The following is a 23160-nucleotide window of genomic DNA, read 5'->3' as shown; positions in this document are numbered from 1 at the left end:
AGGGGGCGGCGTCGCGCCGTCAGGACCCGGTCGCGCCGCCCGGTCCGTTCGGTGGCAGCGCCCCGATGATGTCGTTGGCGACATGCTGATAGATCACCGAACTGCGGCAGTCGACCACCTCGCGGCGCTTGAAGACCTCGTCCATCAGGAGCCCGTGCAGCCGGTCGACGTCCGGCACGGCGACATGGACGAGGAAGTCGTCACCGCCCGCCACGACGTAGACGTTGAGCACCTCCGGCAGGGAGACCAGGAACGCCTTGAAACGCTCGATCAGTTCGCGGTTCAAGGGGCGGATGCGGATGGTGAGCAGGGCCTGTACGGGGCGGTTGAGGGCGCGCAGGTCCACCGTCGCCCGGTAGCCGGTGATCACGCCGCGGGCGCGTAGCGCGCGGACCCGCTCCAGGCAGGTGGAGGGCGCGATGTTGAGCATGCGGGCCAGTTCGCGGTTGGTCTGCCGTGCATCGCGCTGCAGTTCGCGGACAATCGCCGAATCAATGTCGTCCATGGAGTCCATGGTGCGCCTTGTACCGAATTTCGTTCGGCGAAGAACCAAAGTGATCGGCCGTTCGGTTACGTTCTGCGACTGTGACCGTACAAGAGACAACTCTTCCCGCATCTGCACGGCCGGATGTACGGCGGCTGGGCGTCGGCGGCGGTACCGCGCTGTGCGCGGGTGCCGTGCTCGGCCCCGGTGTGCTGACCCTGCCGTCCCTGGCCGCCGGCGCGGCGGGCCCCGCCTCGATCCTGGCCTGGGTCGCCCTGTTGGCCATGTGTGTGCCGGTGGCCGCCTCCTTCGCGGCGCTCGGCGTGCGGTTCCCCGACGGCGGGGGCGTGGCCACCTACGTCCACCGGGCGTTCGGGCCACGGGCGGCGGCCGTCGTGGGGTGGTGGTTCTACGGGGCGGTGCCGATCGGGGTGGTCTCGGCGGCCTGGATCGGCGGCAAGTACGTGGCGGACGCGGCCGGTTGGGGCGAGGCGGGCGCGGCGATGGTCGGCGCTCTGGTGCTGGCCGGGGCGCTGGCGTCCAACGCGTTCGGGCTGCAGATGTCGGGGCGGGTGCAGCTGATGCTCGGCGGGCTGCTGGCGGCGGTGCTGCTGTGTGCGGTGCTGGCCGCCGCCCCGCACGTCACCGCCGCGCATTTCACACCGTTCCTGCCCGGCGGCTGGACATCGGTGGGGTCGGCGGCCTCGGTGCTGTTCTTCGCCTTCGCGGGCTGGGAGGCGGCGAGTCATCTGTCCGGCGAGTTCGCCGACCCCGGGCGGGACCTGCCGCGGGTGACCCGGAACACCCTCGCCGTCATCACCGTGCTCTACCTCGGCCTGGCCGTCGCCACGATCGGCGCGCTGGGTCCGGCCGCGGCCGACACCGACACCCCGCTGACAGCGCTGCTCGCGCAGAGCGTGGGGGTCGCCGCGCGTCCCGTGGCCGCCGCCGCGGCGCTGTTCCTCACCTTCGGCGCGGTCAACTCCTATCTGGCCGGCGCCTCCCGGCTGGGCGCCGCCCTCGGCCGGGACGGGGCGGCGCCCCGCCTGCTGGCCAAGGGCGGCGAGCCGGGCGAGGTGCCGCGCCGGTCGCTCGCGGTGCTGGGCTCGGCCGCCGTACTCGTGGCGGTGGCGGCCCGGTGGGGCGGCGCCGATCTGCATCTCCTGATGGAGGCGACCGCAACCTGCCTGGCGGCCGTGACGCTGGCCGGCCTGGCCGCCGCACTGGTGCTGCTCCCGCGCCGCACTCCCCTGTGCTGCGGCGTGGTCGCGAGCTCCGTACTGACGGCGGTGGTGCTCGCCTTCTCGGGGTGGCTGCTGCTGATTCCCGCGCTCCTCGCGGCCGCCTCCTTTTCGTTCCTTACGCTGCGGCGGGCGCTGGTACGGAAGTGACCGCGACGGGTCAGGTGTCGAGGCGGCGGGTCAGGTGACGAGGCGGCGCAGCAGGCGGACGTACGGGCTCCAGCGGGCGGGCCGGGCGACGGTGCCCGTACAGGCGCGTTCGGCGCGGTCCAGGCTGTCCTCCAGGCACGCGTCGTGCAGCTGACGGAAGGCCAGCGGCCAGGTGAGCCGGGCCGGACCGCGGGCGCGCATGGCAAGGGTGTGGCGCAGCAGGGTGCGGTCCGGGCCGGCCGGATGCACGGTGTACTCGTGAAAGCCGTGGAAGCCGCGCGGCCCGCTGAAGGTGAAGCGCACCCACCGGCCCGGCACATAGGCCGCCACGGTGTAGCGGACCGGCCCGTGGCCGCCGGCTGCTCCCGGGCCCAGCGGGCCGTCGAACAGCATCGGGAACCAGTCGCGGCCCGGCCACAGCCGGTCGGTGTCGCCGGACAGCCCGTCAATCAGCTCCCCCGCCTCGGCCGTGGGCACCGGCAGCACCCTCTCGTGAACGTTGTAGACCCCCATCGCCAACCGTCTCCCCTTCTAGAGATACATCTCTAATATAATGGAGAGTACTCTCTAGAACATGGCCAGGCCACCCCGCTTCGATACCTCCCTCCTCCTCGACGCCGCCGTCCGGCTCGCCGCCGAGTCCGGCCCGTCGGGCGTCACCATGTCCGCGGTCGCGGCGGCCGCGGGCGCCCCGAGCGGCTCGCTCTACCACCGCTTCGCCGGGCGCTCCGCCCTGCTCGCCGAGGTGTGGCTGCGCACCGTGGAGCGCTTCCAGGAGGGCTACTTCGCGGCGCTGGAGTCGGCCCCGGACCCGCGCGCCGCGGGCCGCGCGGCGGCCCGGCACGTCGTCGCGTGGAGCCGCGCACACCCCGAGGAGGCCGCGCTGCTCCTGTACGGAGCCCGGGACTTCGGGCGGGACGGGTGGCCGGCGGAGCATCTGCGGCGCGCGGACGAGGGCCACCGGCGGGTGCGCGCGACGGTGGCGGAACTGGCGGCCGCGCTCGGGGCGAGCGGCGCACAGGACACCGAACGGGTCGCACTCGCCGTCATCGAGGTACCGCTGTCCCTCGTCCGCCGCCATCTGAGGAACGGCTCGCCGCTGCCCGGACACGCCGAGGAGCTGGCGGAGCGGTGCGCGGATGCGCTGCTGTGCCAGGCCGGCTGACGACCGGTCCGGCGATGGGGCGGCCACCGATGCCCGGACGTCCACCGGTGGCCGCGCAGTACCGGACGAAAAAACCGGCGACCGGACTGCGTCAGCCGGCCGACGCGCAGGTCGTCGGGGTGGCGTGGGCCGGGTCGAGGGCGTTGGCGGTTTCGTGGAAGGCGATGCGGTCGGCGAGGCCGATGGCCAGGTGCTCGGAGAGGTCGACGGGGCACAGGTCCTGGAGGACGACGTTGTGGACATCGGAGCCGTCGAGGAACGCCGAACGGTACGGCGTGACGACCTCGTCGTACTTGGTGGCGATGACGGTGTAGTGCACGCCCGGGAGGGTGTCGCCGCCCTCGTTGAGGCGTTTGAGGGTGTCGGAGCCGACAATCTGGTCGGTCAGGCCCGGGGTGAAGTGGTCGAGGTACTTCTTGGCGCCGGGGAAGTGGTCCAGGAGGCGGGTCAGGCCGTCCAGGTCGGTGCCGTGATTGTCGGGGGCCAGTCCGACCAGCGCGTTCACCTTGTCCGCGCCGCCGTAGAACTTCAGATACACCCGCGGCATCATGCCGCCCTGCGAGTGGCCGACGAGATCGGCCTTGCCGGCGCCGGTGGCCGCCAGCACCCGGTCGACGTAGTCGGCGAGCTGCCGGGCGGACGCGTCGACCGGGCCCAGGCCGTGGAAGAGCGGGACGCCGGGCAGCTGTCCGTAGTCGAGGGAGAAGACGCAGTAGCCGCGGGCCACCAGATAGGGCGCGAGACCCAGCCAGTTGTCGACGGAGTTGCCGAAGGTGCCGTGCACCAGGACCACCGGGCGGGGGTGCGCGGCGGAGGGCTTGCAGGAGAAGTTGTTCCAGCCGCTGCCGACGGTGGGGGCGGCGGAGGCGGAGGCGGGGGCGGCCGTGGTGACGCCGACGGCCAGGGAGAGGGCGAGGGCGGGGAGGAGGGTGCGGGTCCGCGTTCTTGACCAGCGCAGCTTCATACGATGCTCCTTGCGGGGTGAGGGGACTCCGAAGTGCTCGGTGAGCCGTTCACCTGCGATCCGGATCGCAAGGGCCAACGCAGTTGACTGCCAAGTAAGTTACGGCTGGGTAAGCAAGATGAGCCAGTCACATGACGGTGAAGGAAACCGCACGCAACTTTCACCGGACGTACGGGTGCGGGAGGCCGCGGACGCGCCGGGCCCGCTCCCGAAAGGCGCTACGGCCGCCACCCGGCTCCCCCGCCGAGCTTCGCCGCCGGCCGCACCGCGCCGGGTCCGAAGCGCGCCCTGGCCCGGTCGACGGCCGCCTCGATGCGGTGCGCCTTGTCGTCGACGGGGTCGAACGTCAGCTGACGCGCGGCGAGTTCGGCGCGGCACAGGTCCTCGGCACGCAGCGCCAGGGACCGTACCCGCGCCCGCTGCAGCCCGAGCGCGGCGTGCAGCGCGTAGGCCGCCTCGGTCAGGGCGGGGCCGTGCGCGGTCGGTTCGGCCAGCCGTCGGGTGCGGGTCGTGGTGGAGCGGTCGGCGTAGCGGACGGTGAGGGTGAGGGTACGGGCCACCCGCCCGCTCGCGCGCATCCGGGCGCCGAGGTCGTCGGCGAGCGAGAGCAGCGCATGGCGGCGCCGGACGGGGTCCAGCTCGTCGTGGGCGAAGCGGTGTTCGGCGCCCATCGAGCGGGACGGGGCGTTGGGTGTCACGGGTGTCGGGTCGATGCCGCGGGCCCGCTCGGACACCACGCGGCCGGTCCTCGCGCCGAGGATCCGCTGCAGCGTGGCGGGCGGCGCGGCGGCGATCCGCTCGACGCTGTCGAGTCCGTACGCACACAGGGTGCGCGCGGTCGCGGGCCCGACACCGTAGAGCGAGGAGGCCGGGCGGCGGGCGAGGAAGGAGGCGACGGATCCGGAGTCCCCGGGGACGGACCGGATCCCGCCGGGCGGCGCGCTCTGGGCCGCCATCCGCGCCAGCAGCGGATTGGCGCCGATCCCGATCGTGCACCGGACACCGTGCCAGGCCAGCGCGCGCAGCCGGATCAGCTCGGCGATGCCCGCCGCGTCCCGGTCGAAGTAGCGCAGCGCCCCGCGGACGTCGGCCAGCGCGGCGTCCGGCGGCAGCGCCTCGATCACGGGCGTGAACCGGGAGAGGAGGCGGAGCAGTTGCTCGTACCGGTCGGCGTCGACGGGGGTGTCGTCGGCGGCCCGGAAGCGCACATGCAGCGTGGCCGGCGGGCGCGCGGCAGGGCGCGCGGCGTCGGCCGCTCCGGTGGAGCCGGTGCCTGCACCGGGGGGACTCATCCGGCGCTCCCCGGGCTGGAGTGCCACAGCTTGCGGCCCGTGGCGGCGCGTTCACCCGCGGGCTGGAGGTCGGCCCACGGGTGCATCTCGTAACCGGTCTCCAGACGGATGGTGCGGCCGGGGGCGGAGGTCGCGGCGGCCGGACCGGATCCGTTCGCAGTCTCCTTCACAGTTTCCTTCGCGGACTCGTTCGCGAGCGCGTCCGCGGACTCCTCCCCGGGCTCCCCGGCCGGGCCTTCCGGTCCCGCGGCCAGGCGGGCGGTGACCGCCTCCAGGCCGCCCTCGCGGCGCAGTTCGGCCAGTTCGGCGAGGTTCCAGGCGGCCGCGCCGACCACGCTGAGGCTGCGCGGCCCGCGGCGCTGGACCGTACCGCGGACCAGCAGCAGCCAGGAGTGGAAGACGGTGTGCGCACAGGCCTCGTGGCTGTCCTCGAAGAAGGCGCAGTCGACCAGCCCCGTGCTGTCGTCGAGGGTGGTGAAGATGACCCGGCGGCCGGAGCGGATCGGCGGTGTCTGGGTGGCCGCCTTGGCCCCGGCGACCAGCACCGTCTCGCCGTGCCGGGCGCCGCGCAGCAGCCTGGCCGGCAGCGCGCCCAGCTCGGCGAGGAACTCCCGGTGGTCGGCCATCAGATGACGGGAGGCGTCCATGCCGAGGACGCCCAGCTCGGCGCTGAGCCGTTCGACGTCGCTGAGGTCGGGCAGCCCCGCCGGCTCGACCGCGTCGGCCCTCTCCCCCAAGTTCTCGGCTCCGCTCGAACAGGGAGGGACCCCCATCTGGTCCGTATGCAGCGTCAACTGGCCACCGGGGGCGCCGCGTTGACGGTGGTGCAGCTCGGCGATGTACAGCAGCAGATCGCGCCGGTTGGCGCCGAAGGAGTCCAGCGCGCCCACCCGGGCGAGGCGTTCGGCCACCGGGCGGGACGGCCGGGCCCGCTGCCACAGGTCCTGGAGCGAGCGGTAGGGCTGCCCGGCCTCGGTCCGCCGCGCCTCGGCCTCGCTCATTCCATGGACGTCACAGAGCGCGAGCCGCAGCCCCCAGACGCCACGGGAATCATCCCCACCGGACACCAGTTCGATTCGATGGGCGACCGCCGACCGGTTCACATCCAGCGGCAGCACCGGCACCCCGCGCCGCCGCGCGTCCGCGAGCAGCAGCCGCTTCGGGTACATCCCCGGGTCGTGGGTGAGCAGTCCGGCGTAAAAGGCCGCGGGATGGTGCGCCTTGAGCCAGGCGGACTGGTAGGTGGGCACCGCAAAGGCGACCGCATGCGCCTTGCAGAAGCCGTACGCGCCGAAGGCCTCGATGATCTCCCAGGTGTGCGCGATCACCTCGGGGGCGTATCCGCGCCGCTCGGCCCGCCGCGCGAACCAGGCGCGCACCCGCCCCTGCAGCTCCGGATGCGACAGCGCGCGCCGCTTCTCGTCCGCCTCGTCCCGCGCGCAGCCGGTCATGATCCGCAGCGTTTCGATGATCTGCTCGTGGAACACCACCACCCCGTATGTCTCGCGCAGCGGTTCCTCCAGGTCGGGGTGCGGATAGCGGACCGCCTTGCGGCCGTGCCGGGCCTCGATGAAGGGCCGCACCATATCGGCGGCGACCGGCCCCGGCCGGAACAGTGAGATGTCGACGACCAGATCGTGGAAGGTAGCGGGCTGGAGCCGGCCGACCAGGTCGCGCTGGCCCGGCGACTCGATCTGGAAGCAGCCGAGCGTCTCGGTGGAGCGGATCAGGTCGTAGGTGGCCCGGTCGCCCGGCGGCACCTGCGCGGGGTCGTCGAGGTCGATGCGGCGCCCGGTGGCCCGGCCGATCTCGGCGACCGCATGCGCCATCGCGGACTGCATCCGCACACCCAGCACATCGAGCTTGAGCAGCCCCAGATCCTCCACGTCCTCCTTGTCGAACTGGGACATGGGCAGGGGGGCGCCTCCTGTGCCCTCGAGGCCGTGGGGGACCTCGAGGCCGGTCGGCACGACGGGCGTACGGTCCAGCAGCGTGGCGTCCGAGAGCAGCACCCCGCACGGGTGCATGGCGATCCCGCGCGGCAGCGCGTCCAGCGCCTCGACCAGCTCCCACAGCCGCTCGCCGCCCGCCTCCCGTACGCCGCGCAGCTCGGGGAGTTCGGCCAGCGCGGCCCGTGCGTCGCGGGCGCGGATGTGCGGGAAGGCCTTGGCGAGCCGGTCCACCCGCGCCGGGTCCATGCCCAGGGCGGCACCCACATCCCGTACGGCGTGCCGGACCCGGTAGGTCTCGGGCATCGAGACGGTCGCGACCCGCTCCGCGCCGAAGCGGTCGAAGATCGCGCGGTAGACCTCCAGCCGGCGGGCGGACTCCACATCGATGTCGATGTCCGGCAGCGCCGCCCGTCGCTCGGACAAGAAGCGCTCCATCAGCAGCCCGTGCTCGACCGGGTCGGCGTGCGCGATGCCCAGCAGGTGGTTGACCAGGGATCCGGCGCCGGACCCGCGGGCCGCGACCCGGATGCCCATCTCCCGTACGTTGTCCACCACTTGAGCGACCGTCAGGAAGTACGAGGGGTAGCCGAGCCGTTCGATCGTCCGCAGCTCGTCGTGCAGCCGCTCCCACCGCACGCGGTCGCGGTCGTAGCCGCGCAACACCATCGCGGCGGCGCAGCGGGAGCGCAGCACCCGGGCGGCGGTGCGGCGCCCGGCGCCGACCAGATGAGGCTCGGGGAAGTGGACACGGCCGAGCCCGATGTCGTCCTGCGGGTCGACCAGGCACTCCCCGGCGGTCTCCTCGGTCATGGCGAGCAGCCGGTGGGCGAGACCGCGGCGGAATCCGGCCGCCTCGGCGATCCGCTCGGCGGCGGATCCCATCAAGGCGGCGCCTTTGAGCCAGCGCTCGCCACCGTCCCGGGCCTCGGGGCGGTGCCGGTCGACCGGCACCAGACGGCGGGCGGAGTCCAGGACGTCGGCGACCGGGCCCTGGCCGGGGTCGGCGTAGCGGACCGCGTTGGTCAGGACGGCGCGGATGCCCTGGTCGACGGCGAAGCCGAGGGTACGGGCGGCCAGCCGCGGGGAGCCGGGGCCGCTGCCGGGGCGCCCGTGGTCGACGACCTCCAGGCGCAGCGCGTCGCCGTACAGTTCGCGCCAGGGGGCGACGAGGCGGGCGGCGCGGTCCGGGCGGCCGGCGGTCAGCGCCCGGCCGACCTCGGAGTCCGGGCCGAGCAGCACGGTCAGGCCGCCGGCGGCGGATCCCAGGGCGTCCCACGGGAGAACGGGCCGCTCCCGCCGGCCCGCGTGGGCGGCCGAGACCAGCCGGCACAGGGCGGCCCAGCCGGCCGCCCCGTCGCGGGCGAGGAAGACGGCGCGGGGGACGGACTCGTCCAGAAAGGCACCGCCGCGCACCGGGGTGCGACGCCGGACGGTGGCCGCGCCGGCTGCGGGCGCCGGATCGCGCTCCGCCACGGCGAGTTCGGTGCCGAACAGGGGGCGGATACCGGCCTCGGCGGCGGCCTTGGCGAACCGTACGGCTCCGGAGAGACCGTCCCGGTCGGTCAGCGCGAGGGCGTCCATACCGCGTTCGGCGGCGCGCTCGGCGAGCCGCTCCGGGTGGGAGGCGCCGTAGCGCAGGGAGAACCCCGAAGCGGTGTGCAGATGCGTGAACCCGGACATCCACACCTCCTGCGCCTCATCTGCCCCCCGGCTGATCCTGAGCCCCTCTGGTTTCGGTCTCCACCATAACGCGTAACTCGAACATTCGTGCGAACACGCGGCCGGGGCACACGCCCGGCGCCGCCGCCGGCCGCCCGGCCTTGCGTCAATCGGCCCCCTCCGATCTGCGTGCCCCCGCCACCGACCGGAAGATATGGGCCACCACAGGAATCAGGAACAGAGCCCCGGTACGCCCCGGGCAGAGCCCCGGTACGCCCCGAACGGAGCGGCGCATGGCCACCAGCGACGGCACCGACACCCGCCCCCGCCTCACCTTCCGCGAGGAGGTCAAAGACGCGGTGACCATCCGGGCCGCACTGATGGTGATCGGCGTACTGGGCCTGATGGTCGCGTTCATCACGTCCTACGCGGGCGCCTTCCACCGCCCCGCGCCGACGGATGTGCCGCTCGCCGTGGTCGCCCCCGCCCGCGCCGGCGGGCAGCTGGTGGCGAAGCTGGACCGGCTGCCGGGATCGCCGCTCGACCCGCGCACGGTGGCATCCGAGCGGCAGGCGCGGCAGCAGATCGCGGACCGGACGATCGATGCCGCGCTGATCGTCGATCCGCGCGGCACCACCGACCGACTCCTGGTGGCGAGCGGCGGCGGCGCCTCGCTCTCCCAGGCGGTCGAACTGGTCGTCACGAAAGCGGAGAAGGCCCGTCAGCGCACCGTACGCACGGTGGACATCATCCCCACCGACCGCGGTGACACCCGCAGCCTGACGTCCTTCTACCTCGTCGTGGGCTGGTGCGTCGGCGGCTATCTGTGCGCCGCGATCCTCGCCATCAGCGCCGGGGCCCGCCCGGCCAACGGAGCGCGGGCGGTCATCCGGCTGGCCGCGCTCGCGCTCTATGCGATCGTCGCGGGGCTGGCCGGCGCGATCATCGTCGGCCCGGTCCTCGGCGCGCTGCCCGGCAGCATCTGCGGACTGTGGGGGCTGGGCGCCCTGGTCGTCTTCGCCGTCGGGGCCACAACGCTGGCCTTCCAGGCGCTGCTGGGGGTCATCGGCATCGGCCTGGCGATCCTGGTGATCGTGATCCTGGGCAATCCGAGCGCGGGCGGCGCCTACCCGTACCCGCTGCTGCCGCCGTTCTGGCGGGCGATCGGCCCCGCACTGCCGCCGGGCGCGGGCACCTGGGCGGCACGCTCCCTCGCGTACTTCCGGGGCCATGCGGTGACGGCACCGCTACTGGTGCTGTCCGCCTGGTCGGTGGGCGGCGTCCTGGTCACCACGGCGCTCGCGACGCTCCGCGGGAAGGGCGCTACCACGACGGGCGCCTCCAGAGGCGACACCGAGAAGGGCGACACCGAGAAGGGCGATACGCAGAACGGCGGGGCGCGGCGGGCCACCTGAGTCCCGGGGAGCGACCAGCACGTCCGCGGTACATCCCCGGCGTGTGTCCCCGGTACGTGTCCCCGGTACGTGTCCCCGGTACGTCCCCGATGCGGGAAGGGCACGGTGCCCGCGCGTGCGACACCCCTCCCGACGCCGCACGCGCGGGCACCGCGCCCTTCCCGCCGGCGCCGTGCCACCTGCACACAGGGCTCACATATGGGTGCCGCCGTCGATGCGGATCTCCGTACCGGTGACGAACGCGCCGTCCTGCGAGGCCAGCATCGCGATGACGCCCGCAACGGTCTCCGGGCCCGCGAAGCCCTGGCCGATGGCCGGGGCGAGCTTGGTGAACAGGCTCATGTCGGCGTCCTCGGGGAGCCCCGGGCCCCGCCCGCTGGTCATGCCGCTGGCGATGGAGCCGGGCGCCACACACACCGCGCGCAAGCCCTGCTTGCTGTACTCGCTCGCGATGGCGTGCGTCATCGACTGGATACCGCCCTTGCTCGCCGCGTACGCCGCCATGTACGGGTGCGCGAACGAGGCGGAGGTGGAGCTGAAGTTGACCACGACCGGCGCCTCGCCCTCCAGGAGGGCGGGCAGCGCTTCACGGATCATCAGGAAGGTGCCGGTCAGGTTGGTCGAGATGATCTTGTTGAAGAAGTCCAGGCCGGTCTCGTGGGTGTGCGAGGAGCGCAGGATGCCGGCCGCATTGACCAGGACGTCCAGGCCGCCGAGACCCAGGACCGCGGCGGCGACTCCGGCCCGCACCGCCGCCTCGTCGGATATGTCCAGCGGCGCGGTCACCAGGCGGTCGCCGGCGCCGTCCGCGGCGGCGCGCTCGACGGTGGCCGCGAGGCCCGCCTCATCGATGTCCGCCGCCACGACCCAGCCACCCTCGGCCAGGATCCGGTGGACGGTGGCCTGTCCGATACCCGACCCGGCTCCGGTGATCAGTGCGCGGCGTCCGTCAAAGCGGTTCATGGTGCTGCTCCGTTCTCGAGGTTCAGCCGCACCGTACGCCCACATGGCACGATGTGCCACATTCGCATGTCACGCCGCCCTGTCATTGCACTCCGTAAGCTGAACCCATGCCCACCGCACCCCGCCCCTCCCCCACCGCCCGCCCCTCACTGACCGAGCGGCGCAAGGCCGAGACCCAGCTGGAGATCGCCCGCACCGCGGCCGCCCTGTTCGCCGAGCGCGGCGCCGCGGTCACCGCCGACGAGATCGCCCGCGCGGCCGGCGTCGCGCTGCGCACCTTCTACCGCTACTTCCGCACCAAGGAGGACGCGGTGGCGCCACTGCTCGCCGTCGGCGTACGGCAGTGGATCGACGACCTCGGCGCACCGGCCGCCGGGCCGGACGCACCGTCCGTACGCGAGGCCCTGGAGCGGGCCGCGCGCCGGGCCCTGACCCCCGCCGACGCACCGGCCTCGGAGGCGCTGCACTGGACCCGCGGGCTGCTGCGGGCGATGCCCGGCGATCCGGCACTGCGCGCGGTCTGGCACCGGGTGCACCACGATTCCGAGGAGGCCCTGGTCCCGGTCCTGGCGCGGCTGACGGACGCCGATCCGCTGACGGTACGGCTGGCCGCGGCGGCCGCGAACACGGCGATGCGGGTCGCGGTGGAGGAATGGGCCGCGGGCGACGAGCCCGAAGACGGACCGCGGGGGCCTGCCGCACTGGTGACCCGCGGGATGCGGGCCCTGACGGCGGGACTGCCGGAACTGGACGGCCACAAGCACTAGCGACACTCGGACCCGAACCCGCCGTCAGGCGGTAGCGGCCTCCGGGGTCGGGGGCAAGGTCGGGGGTGGGGTCAGGGGCGGGGCCGAGGGGGGGCAGGCCCATCAAGCACCAACGGTCCCCGAGGGCGGGCACCAAGGCCGACAGCCCCGAGGCCGGGCCGATCATGCACCAAGAGTCCCCGAGCTCGGGCCGGTCAAGCGCCAACAGCCCCCGGGTGCGAGCCCACCAAGGCCGGCAGCCCCGGGCCCGAACCCATACGGAGACGGCCTCCGGCCCTCCACTTCGGCCATTCGCTGGAGATCGACGCCCTCCCGAACGACCGGTCGGTGGCTGGATTCCTCCCCTCCACGTCCGAATGAGCTCCCGTCCCGCATGACCACGGGTGCGGCATCCCCGCTGGCCGCGCACTGAGCTGTCACACCCTCTTCACATCTCCACCGCATCCGTTCGCGCCATTACCCACCGCATTCATCTATCGACTCAAAGCGATCGGCCGGTGTGCATCGGGCGTGCGATTGGGTCCAGACTCCCGTCCGGCATCTGCACCCACGAACAAGGGAGTTCGTCATGCGGTACATCTCCGGAGCGGTCGCACTCGGCGCGGCGCTGGTTCTCGGCACACTGGCCACCACCGCACAGGCGGCCACGGCACCGGCGCAACCCGTACGGTCCGGTGGGCTGTACGCCCCGACCGAGCTGGTGCTGACCGTCGGCAAGGGGGAGAGCCGCGCGACAGCCACGGTGGAGCGCGCGGTTTCCCTCAGCTGTATGCCGAGGGCGACCGGCAGCCACCCGAACCCGAGAGCCGCCTGCGCCCAGCTGCGTTCGGTATCCGGTGATTTCACCGAGGTCACCGGTGCCGCGACGGAGCGGTTGTGCACCAAGGAGTGGGACCCGGTCGTGGTCACCGCGGACGGCGTCTGGGAGGGCCACCGGGTGTCGTACACCTACACCTACGCCAACTCCTGCACGATGAACGGCAGTCAGGGCTCGGTATTCCGGTTCTGACCCGACAGACCAGATCCCCGGGCACCGGACGGCGGCGCCCGGGGATCCTGCCGTACGGAGTCCGGGATGCTGCCCTACGGAGTCCGGGATCCTGGCGCTCGGAGTCCGAGGGCTTGGCGTCCGGGGTCCGTCCGAGAGCTTGGCGTCCAGGGTCCGAGAACTTGGCGTCCAGGGTCCGCGGATCTTGGCGTACGGGCCGCCGCTCGCCCGTAGGCTCCGCGCATGGCCGACTTCGAGATCAACTCAGCGCAGTCACAAGGCCCGGCGGCCGCCGCGGGCGTCGCGGTCCTCTCCGACATCCACGGTGTGCTGCCGGCGCTGGAGGCCGTACTCGCCGAGCCCGATGTGCGGGCGGCCCGCCGGATCGTCCTGACCGGCGACCTGCTCGCGGGGCCGCTCCCCCGGCAGACCCTCGAGCTGCTGCGCACCCTCGGAGACCGGGCCGTATGGATCAGCGGCAACGCCGACCGCGAGATGGCGGCCCGCCAGCCGGGGATGGAGGACGACCCGGCGGACCCGGTCGGAACCTGGGCAGCCGGCCAACTCGGCCCGGACGACCTGGACTTCCTGCGGTCGCTGCCCGCCACCGCGACACTGGAGGTGGCCGGGCTCGGGCCGGTCCTCTTCTGCCACGCCACCCCGCGCGACGACGCGGAGACGGTACTGGTCGACTCCCGGGCGGACCGCTGGGCCGAGGCGCTCAAGGAGGTGCCCGATGCCGTACGAACGGTGGTCTGCGGGCACACCCATATGCCTTTCGTGCGGCTCACGCACGGGCGGCTGGTGGTCAATCCGGGCAGCATCGGGATGCCGTACGGCAGGCCGGGCGCGCACTGGGCGCTGCTGGGGCCCGGCGGCGGGGCGGTCACGCTGCGGCACACACCGTTCGACTACGAAGCGGCCTGCGAGCGGATCGCGCGGGAGTCGGATTTTCCCGGGGCGGCCGCATGGGCAGACACCTACGTACAGGCCCGGCACTCGGCGGAGGAAGCGCTGGCCGCATTCAGGCCGGGGGAACCGACTACAGTCCGCGGGAACTGATTACTCTCCGTAATCGTTGCTGGAATAGCGAAGACGAGTGGAGGCGGCAAGCAAGCGAGGCACGCGAAGCGAGCGCGGCACCCGAAGCAAGCGCGGCACCCAGGTGCACGGCACCCGAAGCGAGCGAGGCACACGAAACGAGCCAGGCACCCGGGTGCACGGCACCGGCCCCGGACGCCGAGCGCGTCCGGGGCCGGCACCACTTCCGTCCGGCACAGGTCGACCGATCCGCCCGTGCAGCAGGTCAGGTCGGCCGATCCGCCCGTGCAGGTCAGCCGATCTCTGCACCCTCGGCCTGCAGGGCCTCCGGGACCGGCTGGAAGAAGGTCTCGCCGCCGCCGGAGCAGTCGCCGCTGCCACCGGAGGTGAGGCCCAGGGCGGACTCGCCGTCGAAGAGGGCGCCGCCGCTGTCACCGGGCTCGGCGCAGACGTCGGTCTGGATCAGACCGTCGACCGTGCCTTCCTGGTAGTTGACGCTGGCGTTGAGCGCCTTGACGGTGCCGTCGTGCACCTGGGTGGTACTGCCGCTGCGCTGCACCTTCTCACCGACCGTGGCGTCCGCGGCCTTGGTGATCTTCTGGGTGCTGCCGTTGTAGAGGTCGACCTCGCTCGGGTGCGGGGTGCCACCCGTGTACTTGGCGATGGAGTAGTCGTCGCCGGGGAACTTGGAGTCCTCGGTGGTCGCGATCTCCGAGCCGCCCTGCTGGTCGGACCAGCTCTTGACGGCGTTGCCGCAGTGGCCGGCGGTCAGGAAGTACGGCTGGCCGTCCTTGACGACATTGAAGCCGAGCGAGCAGCGGGCACTGCTGCCCCAGATCGCGTCGCCGCCACCGATGAAGGGTTTGAACTCGCCCTTGCTGTGGCGGAGTTGGACCTTGTCACCGAGACCCTTGGTGACCTTGGTGAGCCGGTCCAGCTGGGCGCCCTTGACCGTACGGTCGGCGGTCACCACGACCTTGTTGCTGACCGGGTCGACGCCCCAGGCGGTGCCCGGGATGGTCGCCTTCGACTTCAGCGTCTGCCGGGCCGCGTCGAGCTGTGCGAGCGTGTGCTTGACGAGTCTCGCCTCCGCCCCCTTCGCCCGGACGGTCTTGGCCGCCGCCTCGTTCACGACGTTGACCACGAGCTTCTTGGCCTGGGCGTCGTAGTACGCACCGGCCGTGCCGGTCTTGAGCTGGGATGCCAGGGTGGTCGCCGCGGTGGAGGTCAGCTTGGCCACCGTGGGGGTGACGGCGGCGGGGGCGGGGGTCGCGTTGGCGTTGGCCAGGGTGACGGTGGCGGTGGCGGCGAGGGCCAGCGCTCCCGCGCCTGCCAGGACGGCGCGCCGGTTGGGTATGCGTCGGTGCTTCAACTCAATGCCTCCCGTGGGGGGATGGGCCCGTTCCGTGGGGAGATGTGCGGGCCCGAGAGTGTGAGGAATCGGGACACAAACGTTCCGTCCGGCGTAGCAGCACTGGGTAGCAGCGCTCCGGGGAGTCGCGTCCATGCCAACGTGCGGAGCCGAGTATTCCCACCCCTCTCGCTCGTGCACAAGACCGAGTCCCGGCCTTACATACGGGAGTTCACCGTTTCATCACACGACGGTCACGCCGATATCCGCGGACGTCGATCCTGAGTACGGACAGCGGCGAGTACGCGACGCGGTCGCCGGCGAGCGGTAGGTGCGGACTGCGCCTGTCCGGAAAGCGTTGCTCGTGGCAGGGATTGGCTACGGAGATTGGTTACGAGGATTGGCTACGGAGATTGGTTGCGGGGTGATCGGTGGTGGGGTGATCGGTGGTGGGGCGGGGGCGCGGGGGGGGGCCGCTGGCGTTGGTTGTGGGCATGGGGTGTGGGGCGACCGAGTACGGGCGATCAGTTGCGGGCGGCGGCCTGTTACGGGCAGCAGCGATCGCCGTACCCGCCCGATGGAGCGGGCGGATACGGCGATCACTTGGTGCAGGTGGTGCAGGTGGTGTGGGTGGTGTGGGTGGCCTGGGCGGTGCACGCCGTTCGGGCCGCTCGGGGCGTACAGGCTGCTCGGGGTCGCGCGCGCGGGCGGGCCGCTCGGGTGCCCGTGGTCAGAATGCCCGGCCGCCGGGTGCTACGCGGCGCTCGGGGCTACGGGCGTTCGGCGCTCGGGTCTGCGGGGAGGGCGTCCGCCCTGGGGAGGTCGGGGAGAGCGTCCAGTTCCGCCGGCAGCGCGCCCTGCTCGACGTCCCCGACGGGCCCGACGTCGGCGACACCCTCAAGCCCCTCGACGGCGTCGATGTCCTTGACGGCGTCGATGTCCTTGACGGCGTCGGCGTCCTTGACGGCGTCGGCGTCGGCGTCCTTGATTCCGTCGATAGCCTCCACACCGCCCACACCCTCTACGCCGGCCACACCCTCCATGCCGTCGACAGCCACCCGTGACGTCTCGGCCGTGGCCGGGCGTCGCGTGCGCTCCCGCTCCGTCTCCGCCTCGGCCTGTGCGGTCTGCGCCTGGGCCTGGAGGCCGGAGCGCTCCAGGAAGCGCAGCAGCTCCACCGGGAACGGCAGGACGAGGGTGGAGTTCTTCTCGGCGGCGACCGCCACCACCGTCTGCAGCAGTCGCAGTTGCAGCGCCGCGGGCTGGTCGGACATCGCCGCGGCCGCCTCGGCCAGCTTCTTCGAGGCCTGCAGCTCGGCATCGGCGTTGATCACCCGGGCGCGGCGGTCGCGGGTCGCCTCGGCCTGGCGGGCCATCGACCGCTTCATCGTCTCCGGCAGGGAGACGTCCTTGATCTCCACCCGGTCGACGGTCACTCCCCAGCCGATGGCCGGGCTGTCCATCATCAGTTCCAGCCCCTGGTTGAGCTTCTCCCGGTTCGAGAGCAGATCGTCCAGTTCACTCTTGCCGATGATCGACCGCAGTGAGGTCTGTGCCATCTGCGAGACCGCGAAGCGGTAGTCCTCGACCCGGATGACCGCGTCGGCGGCGTCGACGACCTTGAAGTAGACCACCGCGTCGACCCGGACCGTGACGTTGTCGCGGGTGATGCCCTCCTGGGCGGGCACCGGCATCGTGATGATCTGCATGTTGACCTTACGCATCCGGTCGACGCCCGGAACGATCATGGTGAATCCCGGCTGCCGCACCTGGGAGACCAGCCGCCCCAGCCGCAGCACCACGCCCCGCTCGTACTGCTTGACCACACGCGCCGCGGCCATGAGGTACACCACGCCGGCGCATCCCACCGCCACTCCGGCCGTCACCAGCTCTGCGACCATCACGGCCCCCTGACCTCCGCCGTAAGCCGATCGCCATACCGATCCATGGACCGAATGGCGCCTCTTTATCATGGTATGCCCGGCTTCGGGGTTCGAGGACGGCCGAGCAGGGGCCGCAGACGGAGGCCCCGGGCAGGGACCCTGAGCGGGGACGGCCGGGCCGCCAGGTGACGATCACGGGCGCCGGTTCGGACAGGATCCGGACAGGGGTCCGGACAGGAACCAGGCGGGGAACCGGGCAAGGAACCAGGCAAGGAACCAGGCAGGGAGCCAGGAGCTCGGTCGGGCCCCCGTCCGCGTCCGGACGGGGGCCCTCGTCACGCCTCAGCAGGCCGGTGAAACTCGGCCGGGCAGTGGTCCGGCCGGTGTCAGTACACGCTCACGCCGTACGCGCTGAGCGCCTCCGTCACGGGCTGGAAGTACGTCGTCCCGCCGGAGGTGCAGTCGCCGCTGCCGCCGGAGGTGAGGCCCAGGGCCTTGGTCCCGGAGTACAGGGGGCCGCCGCTGTCGCCGGGCTCGGCGCAGACGGTGGTCTTGATGAGTCCGGAGACGATGTCGCCGCTGCCGTAGTTGACGGTGGCGTTCAGGCCGGTGACCTTGCCGCTGTGGATGCCGGTGGTGGAGCCGCGGCGGGTGACCGACTGGCCGACGGTCGGGGTGCCGGCGCTGGTGATGTCCTGGCTGCCGACCGTTCCGGCGTGCGCGACCGAGGAGGTGTACTTCACGATGCCGTAGTCGTTGCCGGGGAAGCTGGAGCCGGTCGTCGGCCCGATGCTCGTGGAGTTCGAGGAGTTGGTGTACCAGGGCGGATTGCCGTCGGTGCAGTGTCCGGCCGTCAGGAAGTAATACGTGCTGCCGCTGCGGACGTTGAAGCCGAGCGAGCAGCGCCAGCCGGGTGCGTAGATGGCGTCGCCGCCGGAGATGAACTTGCGCAGGGTGCCGGAGATGCGCTCGATGCGCAGCGCACCGGTGTTGCTGCCCACGGCCCGCTCGATGCGGGCGACCTCGGCCCGGGAGACGGTGCGGTCCGCGGTGACGACCAGGGTGTGGGTCTTCGGGTCGACCGACCAGGCGGTGCCCGCGACATCGGCGGCGCGTACGGCGCTGCCGGCGGCGGAGAGCTGGGCGGCGCTGAACGTCTTTGCGGGGGCGGGGTCCTGGGCGTTGGCGGCCGGTACGGCGATGGCGCCGACGGCGACCAGTCCGGATGCCACGGCGATCAGCCGGGTGCGTCTCGCTACGCCGCTGCGGGGGGTAGTGCGCTCGTTCCTCACGTGATTCCTCCGAGGGGGATGGATGGGCCGCCTGTGGGCGGCCCGGTGAGGCGCAGCCGAAGGGCACGCGGGAATCCGCACAGTGATGTTTCAGCGTGCCCCTGACAAGCGCTGGTCCGGAGTGTCCGGCGCACCGCCCCCGCGGCGCAAGAGGGCCTCGGGAATTCCGTCAGGTGGGCGGGCGGCGGCGCCGGCGTGGTCAACACACCGCCCCGGCAGCCTGGTTGGGCTGCCGGGGCGGTGGGTTGACCCCCTCGGTCGGCGATGGGACGGATCAGCGCGAGCGGCGGTTCCGCTCGCCGGCCCGCAGCGCGAAGGGGAGGGTGTTGCCGGGCGGCGGGAAGGGGCACAGGAAGTGGTCGGCGAAGGCGCAGGGCGGCAGCAGCGTGCGGTTGAGGTCGACGGTGACGGTGCCGTCCGCGGCGGGCGCGGGCGGCCGCAGGAAGCGGAAGCGGTAGCTGTCGGTGCCGCTGGTGGCGTCGGCGAGCACCGCCCACAGGGAGCCGTCGCCCTCGAGGGCCACCTGGAGGGTGTGCTCGTCGCCGTCCAGGGTGAAGGCCAGTTCACCGGCCAGGCCGAGGCCGCGCCGGGTGCCGTCGGCGTTGGGCACCTGGACGCTGCGCCGCTCGCCGTACGGACGGAACAGGCCGGGGCGTATCCAGCGCTCGTCGTGGTCGTAGGTCTCGATGCCGGCGAAGTCGCGGCGGTTGGCGGAGCCGGGGTCGAAGTCGCGTACCGCCCACAGGCCCTCGCGGCGCAGCAGCTGCAGATGCCGCTCGCCCTGTGCGACGCGGGTGGCGTCCGGCGCGGGATCCGGGCCGAGGCGTATCTCCCCGGTCGCGGGCCTGCCGTCCACGGTGAGCCGGTCGCCGTCCACGGCCCGCAGGACGACCTCGTCGCCGTCCGCGGCCCAGATGCCCGGCAGTCCCTCGATCCGGCCGTCCGGATGGTCGGACAGCCAGTGCGTGCCGGTCAGGGCCGGCGGGCCGTACGGCTCGGAGACCGCCGCGAGGCGCCGCTCGCGCCAGTCCTGCCACTCCTGGAGTGCGTGCGGGTGCGTGGTACTCATGACGGTCCGTCCTCCCCTGCCGGGCGTGCCGGATCCGGCAGCCTCAAGTGGGAGCGCAGCGTGTGGCCGTGGTATTCCGTGCGGTGGACGCCGCGCTCCTGGAGGAGCGGCACGACCCGGTCGACGAAGTCGTCGAGGCCGCCCGGGGTCAGATGCGGTACGAGGATGAATCCGTCGGCCGCGTCGGTCTGGACGAAGGTGTCCATCTCCTCGGCGACGGCCTGGGGCGTCCCGATGAACGACTGGCGCCCGGTGGTCTCGATGACGGTCTCCCGGATGGACAGGCCCTTGGCGCGCGACAGCGCCCGCCACCTGTCGGCGATCGCCTTGGGGTCGGCGATCTTGACCCGGCCCTGCGCCAGTTCGCTGCCGGGGTCCGGGTCGATGCCGGGCAGCGGCCCGTCGGGGTCGTACGAGGAGAGGTCGATGCCCCAGATCTGCTCCAGTGCGAGCAGCGCGTTCTGCGGTGAGACCTGTTGCCGGCGGATCTCGGCGGCGCGTTCCTGGGCCTCGGCCGCGGTGTCGCCGAGGACGAAGGTGACGCCCGGCATGATCTTGAGGTCGGCGGGCCGCCGGCCGTATCCCGCGAGGCGGCCCTTGACGTCGGCGTAGAAGGCACGGCCGGCCTCCAGGCCGCTGTGCCTGGTGAAGATCACGTCGGCGGCGGAGGCGGCGAACTCCCGGCCCTCGGGCGAGTCCCCTGCCTGGATGACGACGGGGTGGCCTTGCGGGCTGCGCGGGAGGGGGAATTCACCGCGGACGGTGAAGTGCGCGCCGCGGTGGTCCAGCGGCCGGGGCCGCGGCGCGCCGTCGGTCCATGAATCCCACAACTGCCGTGCGACGGAGAGGAATTCGGCGGCGCGGGTGTAGCGGTCGGCGCGGTCGAGGTAGCCGCCACGGCGGAAGTTCTCGCCGGTGAACGCGTCCGAGGTGGTGACGACGTTCCAGGCCGCCCGGCCGCCGCTGAGGTGGTCGAGGGAGGCGAGGCGGCGGGCGAGTTCGTAGGGCTCGTTGAAGGTGGCGCTGACGGTGGCGGCCAGGCCCAGCCGCTCGGTGACCGCCGCCAGCGCGTTGAGCACGGTGATCGACTCGGGTCTGCCGACCACATCGAGGTCGTGGACACGGCCCTTGTGTTCGCGTACCCGCAGTCCCTCGGCGAGGAAGAAGAAGTCGAACAGGCCGCGCTCGGCGGTACGGGCGAGGTGTTCGAAGGAGGAGAAGGCTATTTGGCTCTTGGAATGGTCATCCGCCCAGACGGTGGTGTTGTTGACGCCGGGGAAGTGGGCGGCCAGATGGATCTGTTTGCGGGCCGGGGAGTGTGGTCCGCTGCGGGCTGGGCTCATCACGTGGCCTCTCGGGCGGGGGCGTAGCGGCTGGCGGGGCGTGTCAGGCCGAGGTGGTCGCGGAGCGTGGCGCCACGGTAGCCGGGGCGCAGCAGGCCGCGGTGCCGGAGCAGCGGGACGGTGCCGTCGACGAGCAGGGCGAGGTCGCGGGCGGGGTCGGCGGGCCGCAGGTGGAAGCCGTCGGCGGCGCCGGCGGCGTGCCAGTCGGCGATCAGGTCGGCGAGCCCGGCGGCGTCGCCCGGGGATTCCAGCTCGACCGGCAGTGAGGCGAGCACGATCAGATGGCCGGGGTCGCGGCCGTGTGCGCGGGCCCGCTCGTGGAGTTCGATGCGGGCCAGGCCGGCGGTTCCCGGGTCCTCGGCCCGTATGAGGGCGACATCGGCGTGCGCCGCGGCCACCTCCCGTACGGCCTCGTCGGCGGCGTCCGTCCCGCCGGATCCCTCGCCGGATCCCTCGCCGGCGCCGGTCGCATCGACGACGATGACGGCCCGGCCCTGCGGTGGCCTGGGGACGATGGAGGGGCCGCGGACGGAGAAGGAGGTGCCGGTGAAGTCGACGTGGTGGAGCTTGTCCCGGTCGATGAAGCGGCCGGTGGCCCGGTCGCGGATCTCGGCGCCGTCCTCCCAGCTGTCCCACAGCCGGGCGGCGACATCGGCGACCTCGCCGGCCTCCCGCCAGACGTCGGCGGGCGGCGCGGCCTCCCGGCGGCCGACGAGCGCCGCCGCCGCCTCGGTGGTGGAGACCCCGACGGCCCAGCCGGCCCGGCCGCGGCTGACCCAGTCCAGGGTGGCGACGGCGGTGGAGAGGTGGAACGGCTCGGTGTGGGTGGTGGTCACGGCCGGGACCAGGCCGATGTGTTCGGTCGCGGGCGCGACGCGGGCCAGTACGGCGAGCGCGTCGAGTCCGGGTCCCGCGAAGTCGTCGCCGAGGGTGACGAAGTCGAGGCCGCCGCTCTCGGCGAGCCGGGCGAGGGCCACGTAGTACGCGGCGTCGTAGTACGCGGCGTCGTGGTGCGCGGCGTCATGGGCGGCCGGGCCGCCGGGCCGTGGGGCGTCCAGCGCGACGGCGAGCGGGAGCGGGCCCGGTGACGACGGCGACGACGACGATGACGAGAGGGACATGGGACGTCCTTCCTTTCCGGTCCGGGCGGTCAGTTCGCCGTCTTGGGCAGGCCGGGCGGGTTGATCTGCGAGGTCTTCAGGGCCTCCTGGCTCAGGCCCCAGCGCGCCAGCACCTTGCCGTAGCGGCCGTTGTCGATGACCTTCCGGAGGGCCGCGGCATAGGCCTTGACCAGCCCGCTGTCCTTCTTCGTGGTGGCGGCGATCTTGCCCTGGACGGAGGTGCCGCCGCCGGAGAAGGTCCCCACGATCTCGGTCTGGCCCGCGGTGTTCACGTGGTACGCGGCGGACGGGTTCGGGCCGAAGTAGCCGTCGATACGGCCCGACTGGAGCGCGAGGTAGGTGTCGGAGTTCTTCTGGTAGTACTTGATGTCGACCGGCTTGCGGCCGGCCTTCTCGTTCTCCTTGCTCCAGTCGAGCAGGATCTTCTCCTGGTTGGTGCCGGTGCCGACGGCGATGGTCTTGCCCGCGACATCCCGGGCGCCGCGGACCTTCCATCCGCTGCCCTTCTTCGCCTCCATCGCCAGCTGGTCGAGGCGGTAGGTGGCGAAGTCGTACTTCTCCTTGCGCTCCTCGGTGACGGTGACGTTGGAGAAGACGGCATCGAGCTTGCCGCTGTCCAGGCCGACGAAGAGGTTCTCCCAGGACAGCGGCTCGAAGCGGGGCTTGAGGCCGAGGGTGTCGGCGACGAGCGTGGCGAGGTCGGTCTCGACGCCGATGAGGGTCTTGTCGTCGGTGGCGTGGAAGACCAGTGGCGGCGTGCCCGTGGCGTCCACGCCGATGTGCAGGGCGCCGCTCTCGCGTACCCGCCGGGGCACCAGAGCGGCGATCTTCGCGTCCTTGGTCCCGTGGATACGGTGCTGGTCGGGGCCGATATTGATCCTGGGGCCCTTGTTCCCCGGGGCGGCGACGCTCTCGCCCGCCACATCACCGCTTCCGCAGGCGGTGAGCACTGCGGTACCGGCGGCGAGCGCGAGGGCGGCGGACAGGGTGCGGCGGCGGTTCAACGCGGGACTCCTCATG

Annotated in this window: 19 protein-coding genes; 6 read left to right on the top strand and 13 right to left on the bottom strand. The window is 72.7% G+C overall.

The window, feature by feature from the left end:
• Positions 1–19: 19 nt before the first annotated feature.
• Entirely contained in the window at positions 20–505 is a 486-nt protein-coding gene (locus tag ACZ4S3_RS15605) for an Lrp/AsnC family transcriptional regulator (protein ID WP_467932872.1), read from the bottom strand.
• 80 nt (positions 506–585) lie between these two features.
• On the opposite strand from ACZ4S3_RS15605, the gene ACZ4S3_RS15600 reads away from it, so the two are divergent.
• A complete protein-coding gene (locus ACZ4S3_RS15600) occupies positions 586–1875 on the top strand; it encodes an APC family permease (RefSeq protein ID WP_467932867.1) in 1290 nt (429 codons plus the stop codon).
• 30 nt (positions 1876–1905) lie between these two features.
• Here the strand turns inward: ACZ4S3_RS15600 and ACZ4S3_RS15595 are convergent, their stop codons facing one another.
• Positions 1906–2388, bottom strand: coding sequence for an SRPBCC family protein (locus ACZ4S3_RS15595; RefSeq protein ID WP_467932862.1), 483 nt, complete (start codon positions 2386–2388; stop codon positions 1906–1908).
• A gap of 61 nt (positions 2389–2449) precedes the next feature.
• Here ACZ4S3_RS15595 and ACZ4S3_RS15590 point away from each other — a divergent pair, with 61 nt between their 5' ends.
• On the top strand, positions 2450–3040 hold the full coding sequence (locus ACZ4S3_RS15590) for a TetR/AcrR family transcriptional regulator (protein WP_467932860.1): 591 nt from the start codon (positions 2450–2452) through the stop codon (positions 3038–3040).
• A gap of 91 nt (positions 3041–3131) precedes the next feature.
• Here the strand turns inward: ACZ4S3_RS15590 and ACZ4S3_RS15585 are convergent, their stop codons facing one another.
• The 3 genes from ACZ4S3_RS15585 to ACZ4S3_RS15575 all read right to left on the bottom strand — a co-directional run bounded on the left by ACZ4S3_RS15585 (position 3132) and on the right by ACZ4S3_RS15575 (position 8928).
• Positions 3132–4004: an esterase/lipase family protein gene (locus tag ACZ4S3_RS15585; RefSeq protein ID WP_467932855.1), complete on the bottom strand. Its 873-nt coding sequence runs from the start codon at positions 4002–4004 to the stop codon at positions 3132–3134.
• A 218-nt stretch (positions 4005–4222) separates the two neighbouring features.
• Positions 4223–5296: a DNA polymerase Y family protein gene (locus ACZ4S3_RS15580; RefSeq protein ID WP_467932852.1), complete on the bottom strand. Its 1074-nt coding sequence runs from the start codon at positions 5294–5296 to the stop codon at positions 4223–4225.
• Positions 5293–8928, bottom strand: coding sequence for a DNA polymerase III subunit alpha (locus ACZ4S3_RS15575; RefSeq protein WP_467932847.1), 3636 nt, complete (start codon positions 8926–8928; stop codon positions 5293–5295). Before ACZ4S3_RS15575 ends, ACZ4S3_RS15580 begins: the two co-directional genes overlap by 4 nt.
• Positions 8929–9200: 272 nt before the next feature.
• Between ACZ4S3_RS15575 and ACZ4S3_RS15570 the strand changes: the two genes are divergently transcribed.
• Positions 9201–10322, top strand: a complete 1122-nt coding sequence (locus tag ACZ4S3_RS15570; protein WP_467932842.1) for an ABC transporter permease — start codon at positions 9201–9203, stop codon at positions 10320–10322.
• A gap of 192 nt (positions 10323–10514) precedes the next feature.
• On the opposite strand, the gene ACZ4S3_RS15565 is transcribed toward ACZ4S3_RS15570, so the two are convergent.
• Entirely contained in the window at positions 10515–11285 is a 771-nt protein-coding gene (locus tag ACZ4S3_RS15565) for an SDR family NAD(P)-dependent oxidoreductase (RefSeq protein ID WP_467932838.1), read from the bottom strand.
• Between the two features lie 107 nt (positions 11286–11392).
• Between ACZ4S3_RS15565 and ACZ4S3_RS15560 the strand changes: the two genes are divergently transcribed.
• From ACZ4S3_RS15560 to ACZ4S3_RS15550, 3 genes are all read left to right on the top strand, one after another.
• A complete protein-coding gene (locus tag ACZ4S3_RS15560; RefSeq protein ID WP_467932836.1) occupies positions 11393–12052 on the top strand; it encodes a TetR/AcrR family transcriptional regulator in 660 nt (219 codons plus the stop codon).
• Positions 12053–12620: 568 nt separating this feature from the next.
• Positions 12621–13061 carry a subtilase-type protease inhibitor gene (locus ACZ4S3_RS15555; protein WP_467932834.1) on the top strand — a complete coding sequence of 147 codons (441 nt, stop codon included), beginning with the start codon at positions 12621–12623 and terminating at the stop codon, positions 13059–13061.
• A 222-nt stretch (positions 13062–13283) separates the two neighbouring features.
• The gene (locus ACZ4S3_RS15550; RefSeq protein ID WP_467932829.1) at positions 13284–14102 is read left to right on the top strand and encodes a metallophosphoesterase family protein; all 819 of its coding nucleotides are present in this window, start codon (positions 13284–13286) and stop codon (positions 14100–14102) included.
• 271 nt (positions 14103–14373) lie between these two features.
• Here ACZ4S3_RS15550 and ACZ4S3_RS15545 read toward each other — a convergent pair whose 3' ends face one another.
• From ACZ4S3_RS15545 to ACZ4S3_RS15515, 7 genes are all read right to left on the bottom strand, one after another.
• Positions 14374–15453, bottom strand: a complete 1080-nt coding sequence (locus tag ACZ4S3_RS15545; protein ID WP_467932827.1) for a S1 family peptidase — start codon at positions 15451–15453, stop codon at positions 14374–14376.
• A 749-nt stretch (positions 15454–16202) separates the two neighbouring features.
• Entirely contained in the window at positions 16203–17333 is a 1131-nt protein-coding gene (locus ACZ4S3_RS15540) for a slipin family protein (protein ID WP_467932823.1), read from the bottom strand.
• A 368-nt stretch (positions 17334–17701) separates the two neighbouring features.
• Positions 17702–18607, bottom strand: coding sequence for a S1 family peptidase (locus ACZ4S3_RS15535; RefSeq protein WP_467932821.1), 906 nt, complete (start codon positions 18605–18607; stop codon positions 17702–17704).
• Between the two features lie 274 nt (positions 18608–18881).
• Positions 18882–19676 (bottom strand): DUF1684 domain-containing protein, encoded by a 795-nt coding sequence (locus tag ACZ4S3_RS15530; protein ID WP_467932815.1) that lies wholly within the window; start codon positions 19674–19676, stop codon positions 18882–18884.
• Positions 19673–21019 (bottom strand): NtaA/DmoA family FMN-dependent monooxygenase, encoded by a 1347-nt coding sequence (locus tag ACZ4S3_RS15525; RefSeq protein ID WP_467932810.1) that lies wholly within the window; start codon positions 21017–21019, stop codon positions 19673–19675. The genes ACZ4S3_RS15530 and ACZ4S3_RS15525 overlap by 4 nt, the downstream gene beginning before the upstream one ends.
• Positions 21019–22140: an LLM class flavin-dependent oxidoreductase gene (locus ACZ4S3_RS15520; RefSeq protein ID WP_467932806.1), complete on the bottom strand. Its 1122-nt coding sequence runs from the start codon at positions 22138–22140 to the stop codon at positions 21019–21021. The genes ACZ4S3_RS15525 and ACZ4S3_RS15520 overlap by 1 nt, the downstream gene beginning before the upstream one ends.
• A 29-nt stretch (positions 22141–22169) precedes the next feature.
• Positions 22170–23159: an ABC transporter substrate-binding protein gene (locus ACZ4S3_RS15515; RefSeq protein ID WP_467932803.1), complete on the bottom strand. Its 990-nt coding sequence runs from the start codon at positions 23157–23159 to the stop codon at positions 22170–22172.
• Position 23160 lies beyond the last annotated feature (1 nt).

Source organism: Streptomyces sp. NPDC028368 (assembly GCF_055565615.1).
The sequence above is the reverse complement of the archived record's forward strand: the minus strand, read 5'-3'. Positions and strand labels throughout refer to the sequence as shown.

Coding starts and splice junctions, on each gene's coding strand:
- ACZ4S3_RS15605 (WP_467932872.1), bottom strand. CDS start 505: ATGGACGACATTGATTCGGCGATTGTCCGCGAACTGCAGCGCGATGCA.
- ACZ4S3_RS15595 (WP_467932862.1), bottom strand. CDS start 2,388: ATGGGGGTCTACAACGTTCACGAGAGGGTGCTGCCGGTGCCCACGGCC.
- ACZ4S3_RS15590 (WP_467932860.1), top strand. CDS start 2,450: ATGGCCAGGCCACCCCGCTTCGATACCTCCCTCCTCCTCGACGCCGCC.
- ACZ4S3_RS15585 (WP_467932855.1), bottom strand. CDS start 4,004: ATGAAGCTGCGCTGGTCAAGAACGCGGACCCGCACCCTCCTCCCCGCC.
- ACZ4S3_RS15580 (WP_467932852.1), bottom strand. CDS start 5,296: ATGAGTCCCCCCGGTGCAGGCACCGGCTCCACCGGAGCGGCCGACGCC.
- ACZ4S3_RS15575 (WP_467932847.1), bottom strand. CDS start 8,928: ATGTCCGGGTTCACGCATCTGCACACCGCTTCGGGGTTCTCCCTGCGC.
- ACZ4S3_RS15570 (WP_467932842.1), top strand. CDS start 9,201: ATGGCCACCAGCGACGGCACCGACACCCGCCCCCGCCTCACCTTCCGC.
- ACZ4S3_RS15565 (WP_467932838.1), bottom strand. CDS start 11,285: ATGAACCGCTTTGACGGACGCCGCGCACTGATCACCGGAGCCGGGTCG.
- ACZ4S3_RS15560 (WP_467932836.1), top strand. CDS start 11,393: ATGCCCACCGCACCCCGCCCCTCCCCCACCGCCCGCCCCTCACTGACC.
- ACZ4S3_RS15555 (WP_467932834.1), top strand. CDS start 12,621: ATGCGGTACATCTCCGGAGCGGTCGCACTCGGCGCGGCGCTGGTTCTC.
- ACZ4S3_RS15550 (WP_467932829.1), top strand. CDS start 13,284: ATGGCCGACTTCGAGATCAACTCAGCGCAGTCACAAGGCCCGGCGGCC.
- ACZ4S3_RS15540 (WP_467932823.1), bottom strand. CDS start 17,333: ATGGTCGCAGAGCTGGTGACGGCCGGAGTGGCGGTGGGATGCGCCGGC.
- ACZ4S3_RS15530 (WP_467932815.1), bottom strand. CDS start 19,676: ATGAGTACCACGCACCCGCACGCACTCCAGGAGTGGCAGGACTGGCGC.
- ACZ4S3_RS15525 (WP_467932810.1), bottom strand. CDS start 21,019: ATGAGCCCAGCCCGCAGCGGACCACACTCCCCGGCCCGCAAACAGATC.
- ACZ4S3_RS15520 (WP_467932806.1), bottom strand. CDS start 22,140: ATGTCCCTCTCGTCATCGTCGTCGTCGCCGTCGTCACCGGGCCCGCTC.
- ACZ4S3_RS15515 (WP_467932803.1), bottom strand. CDS start 23,159: ATGAGGAGTCCCGCGTTGAACCGCCGCCGCACCCTGTCCGCCGCCCTC.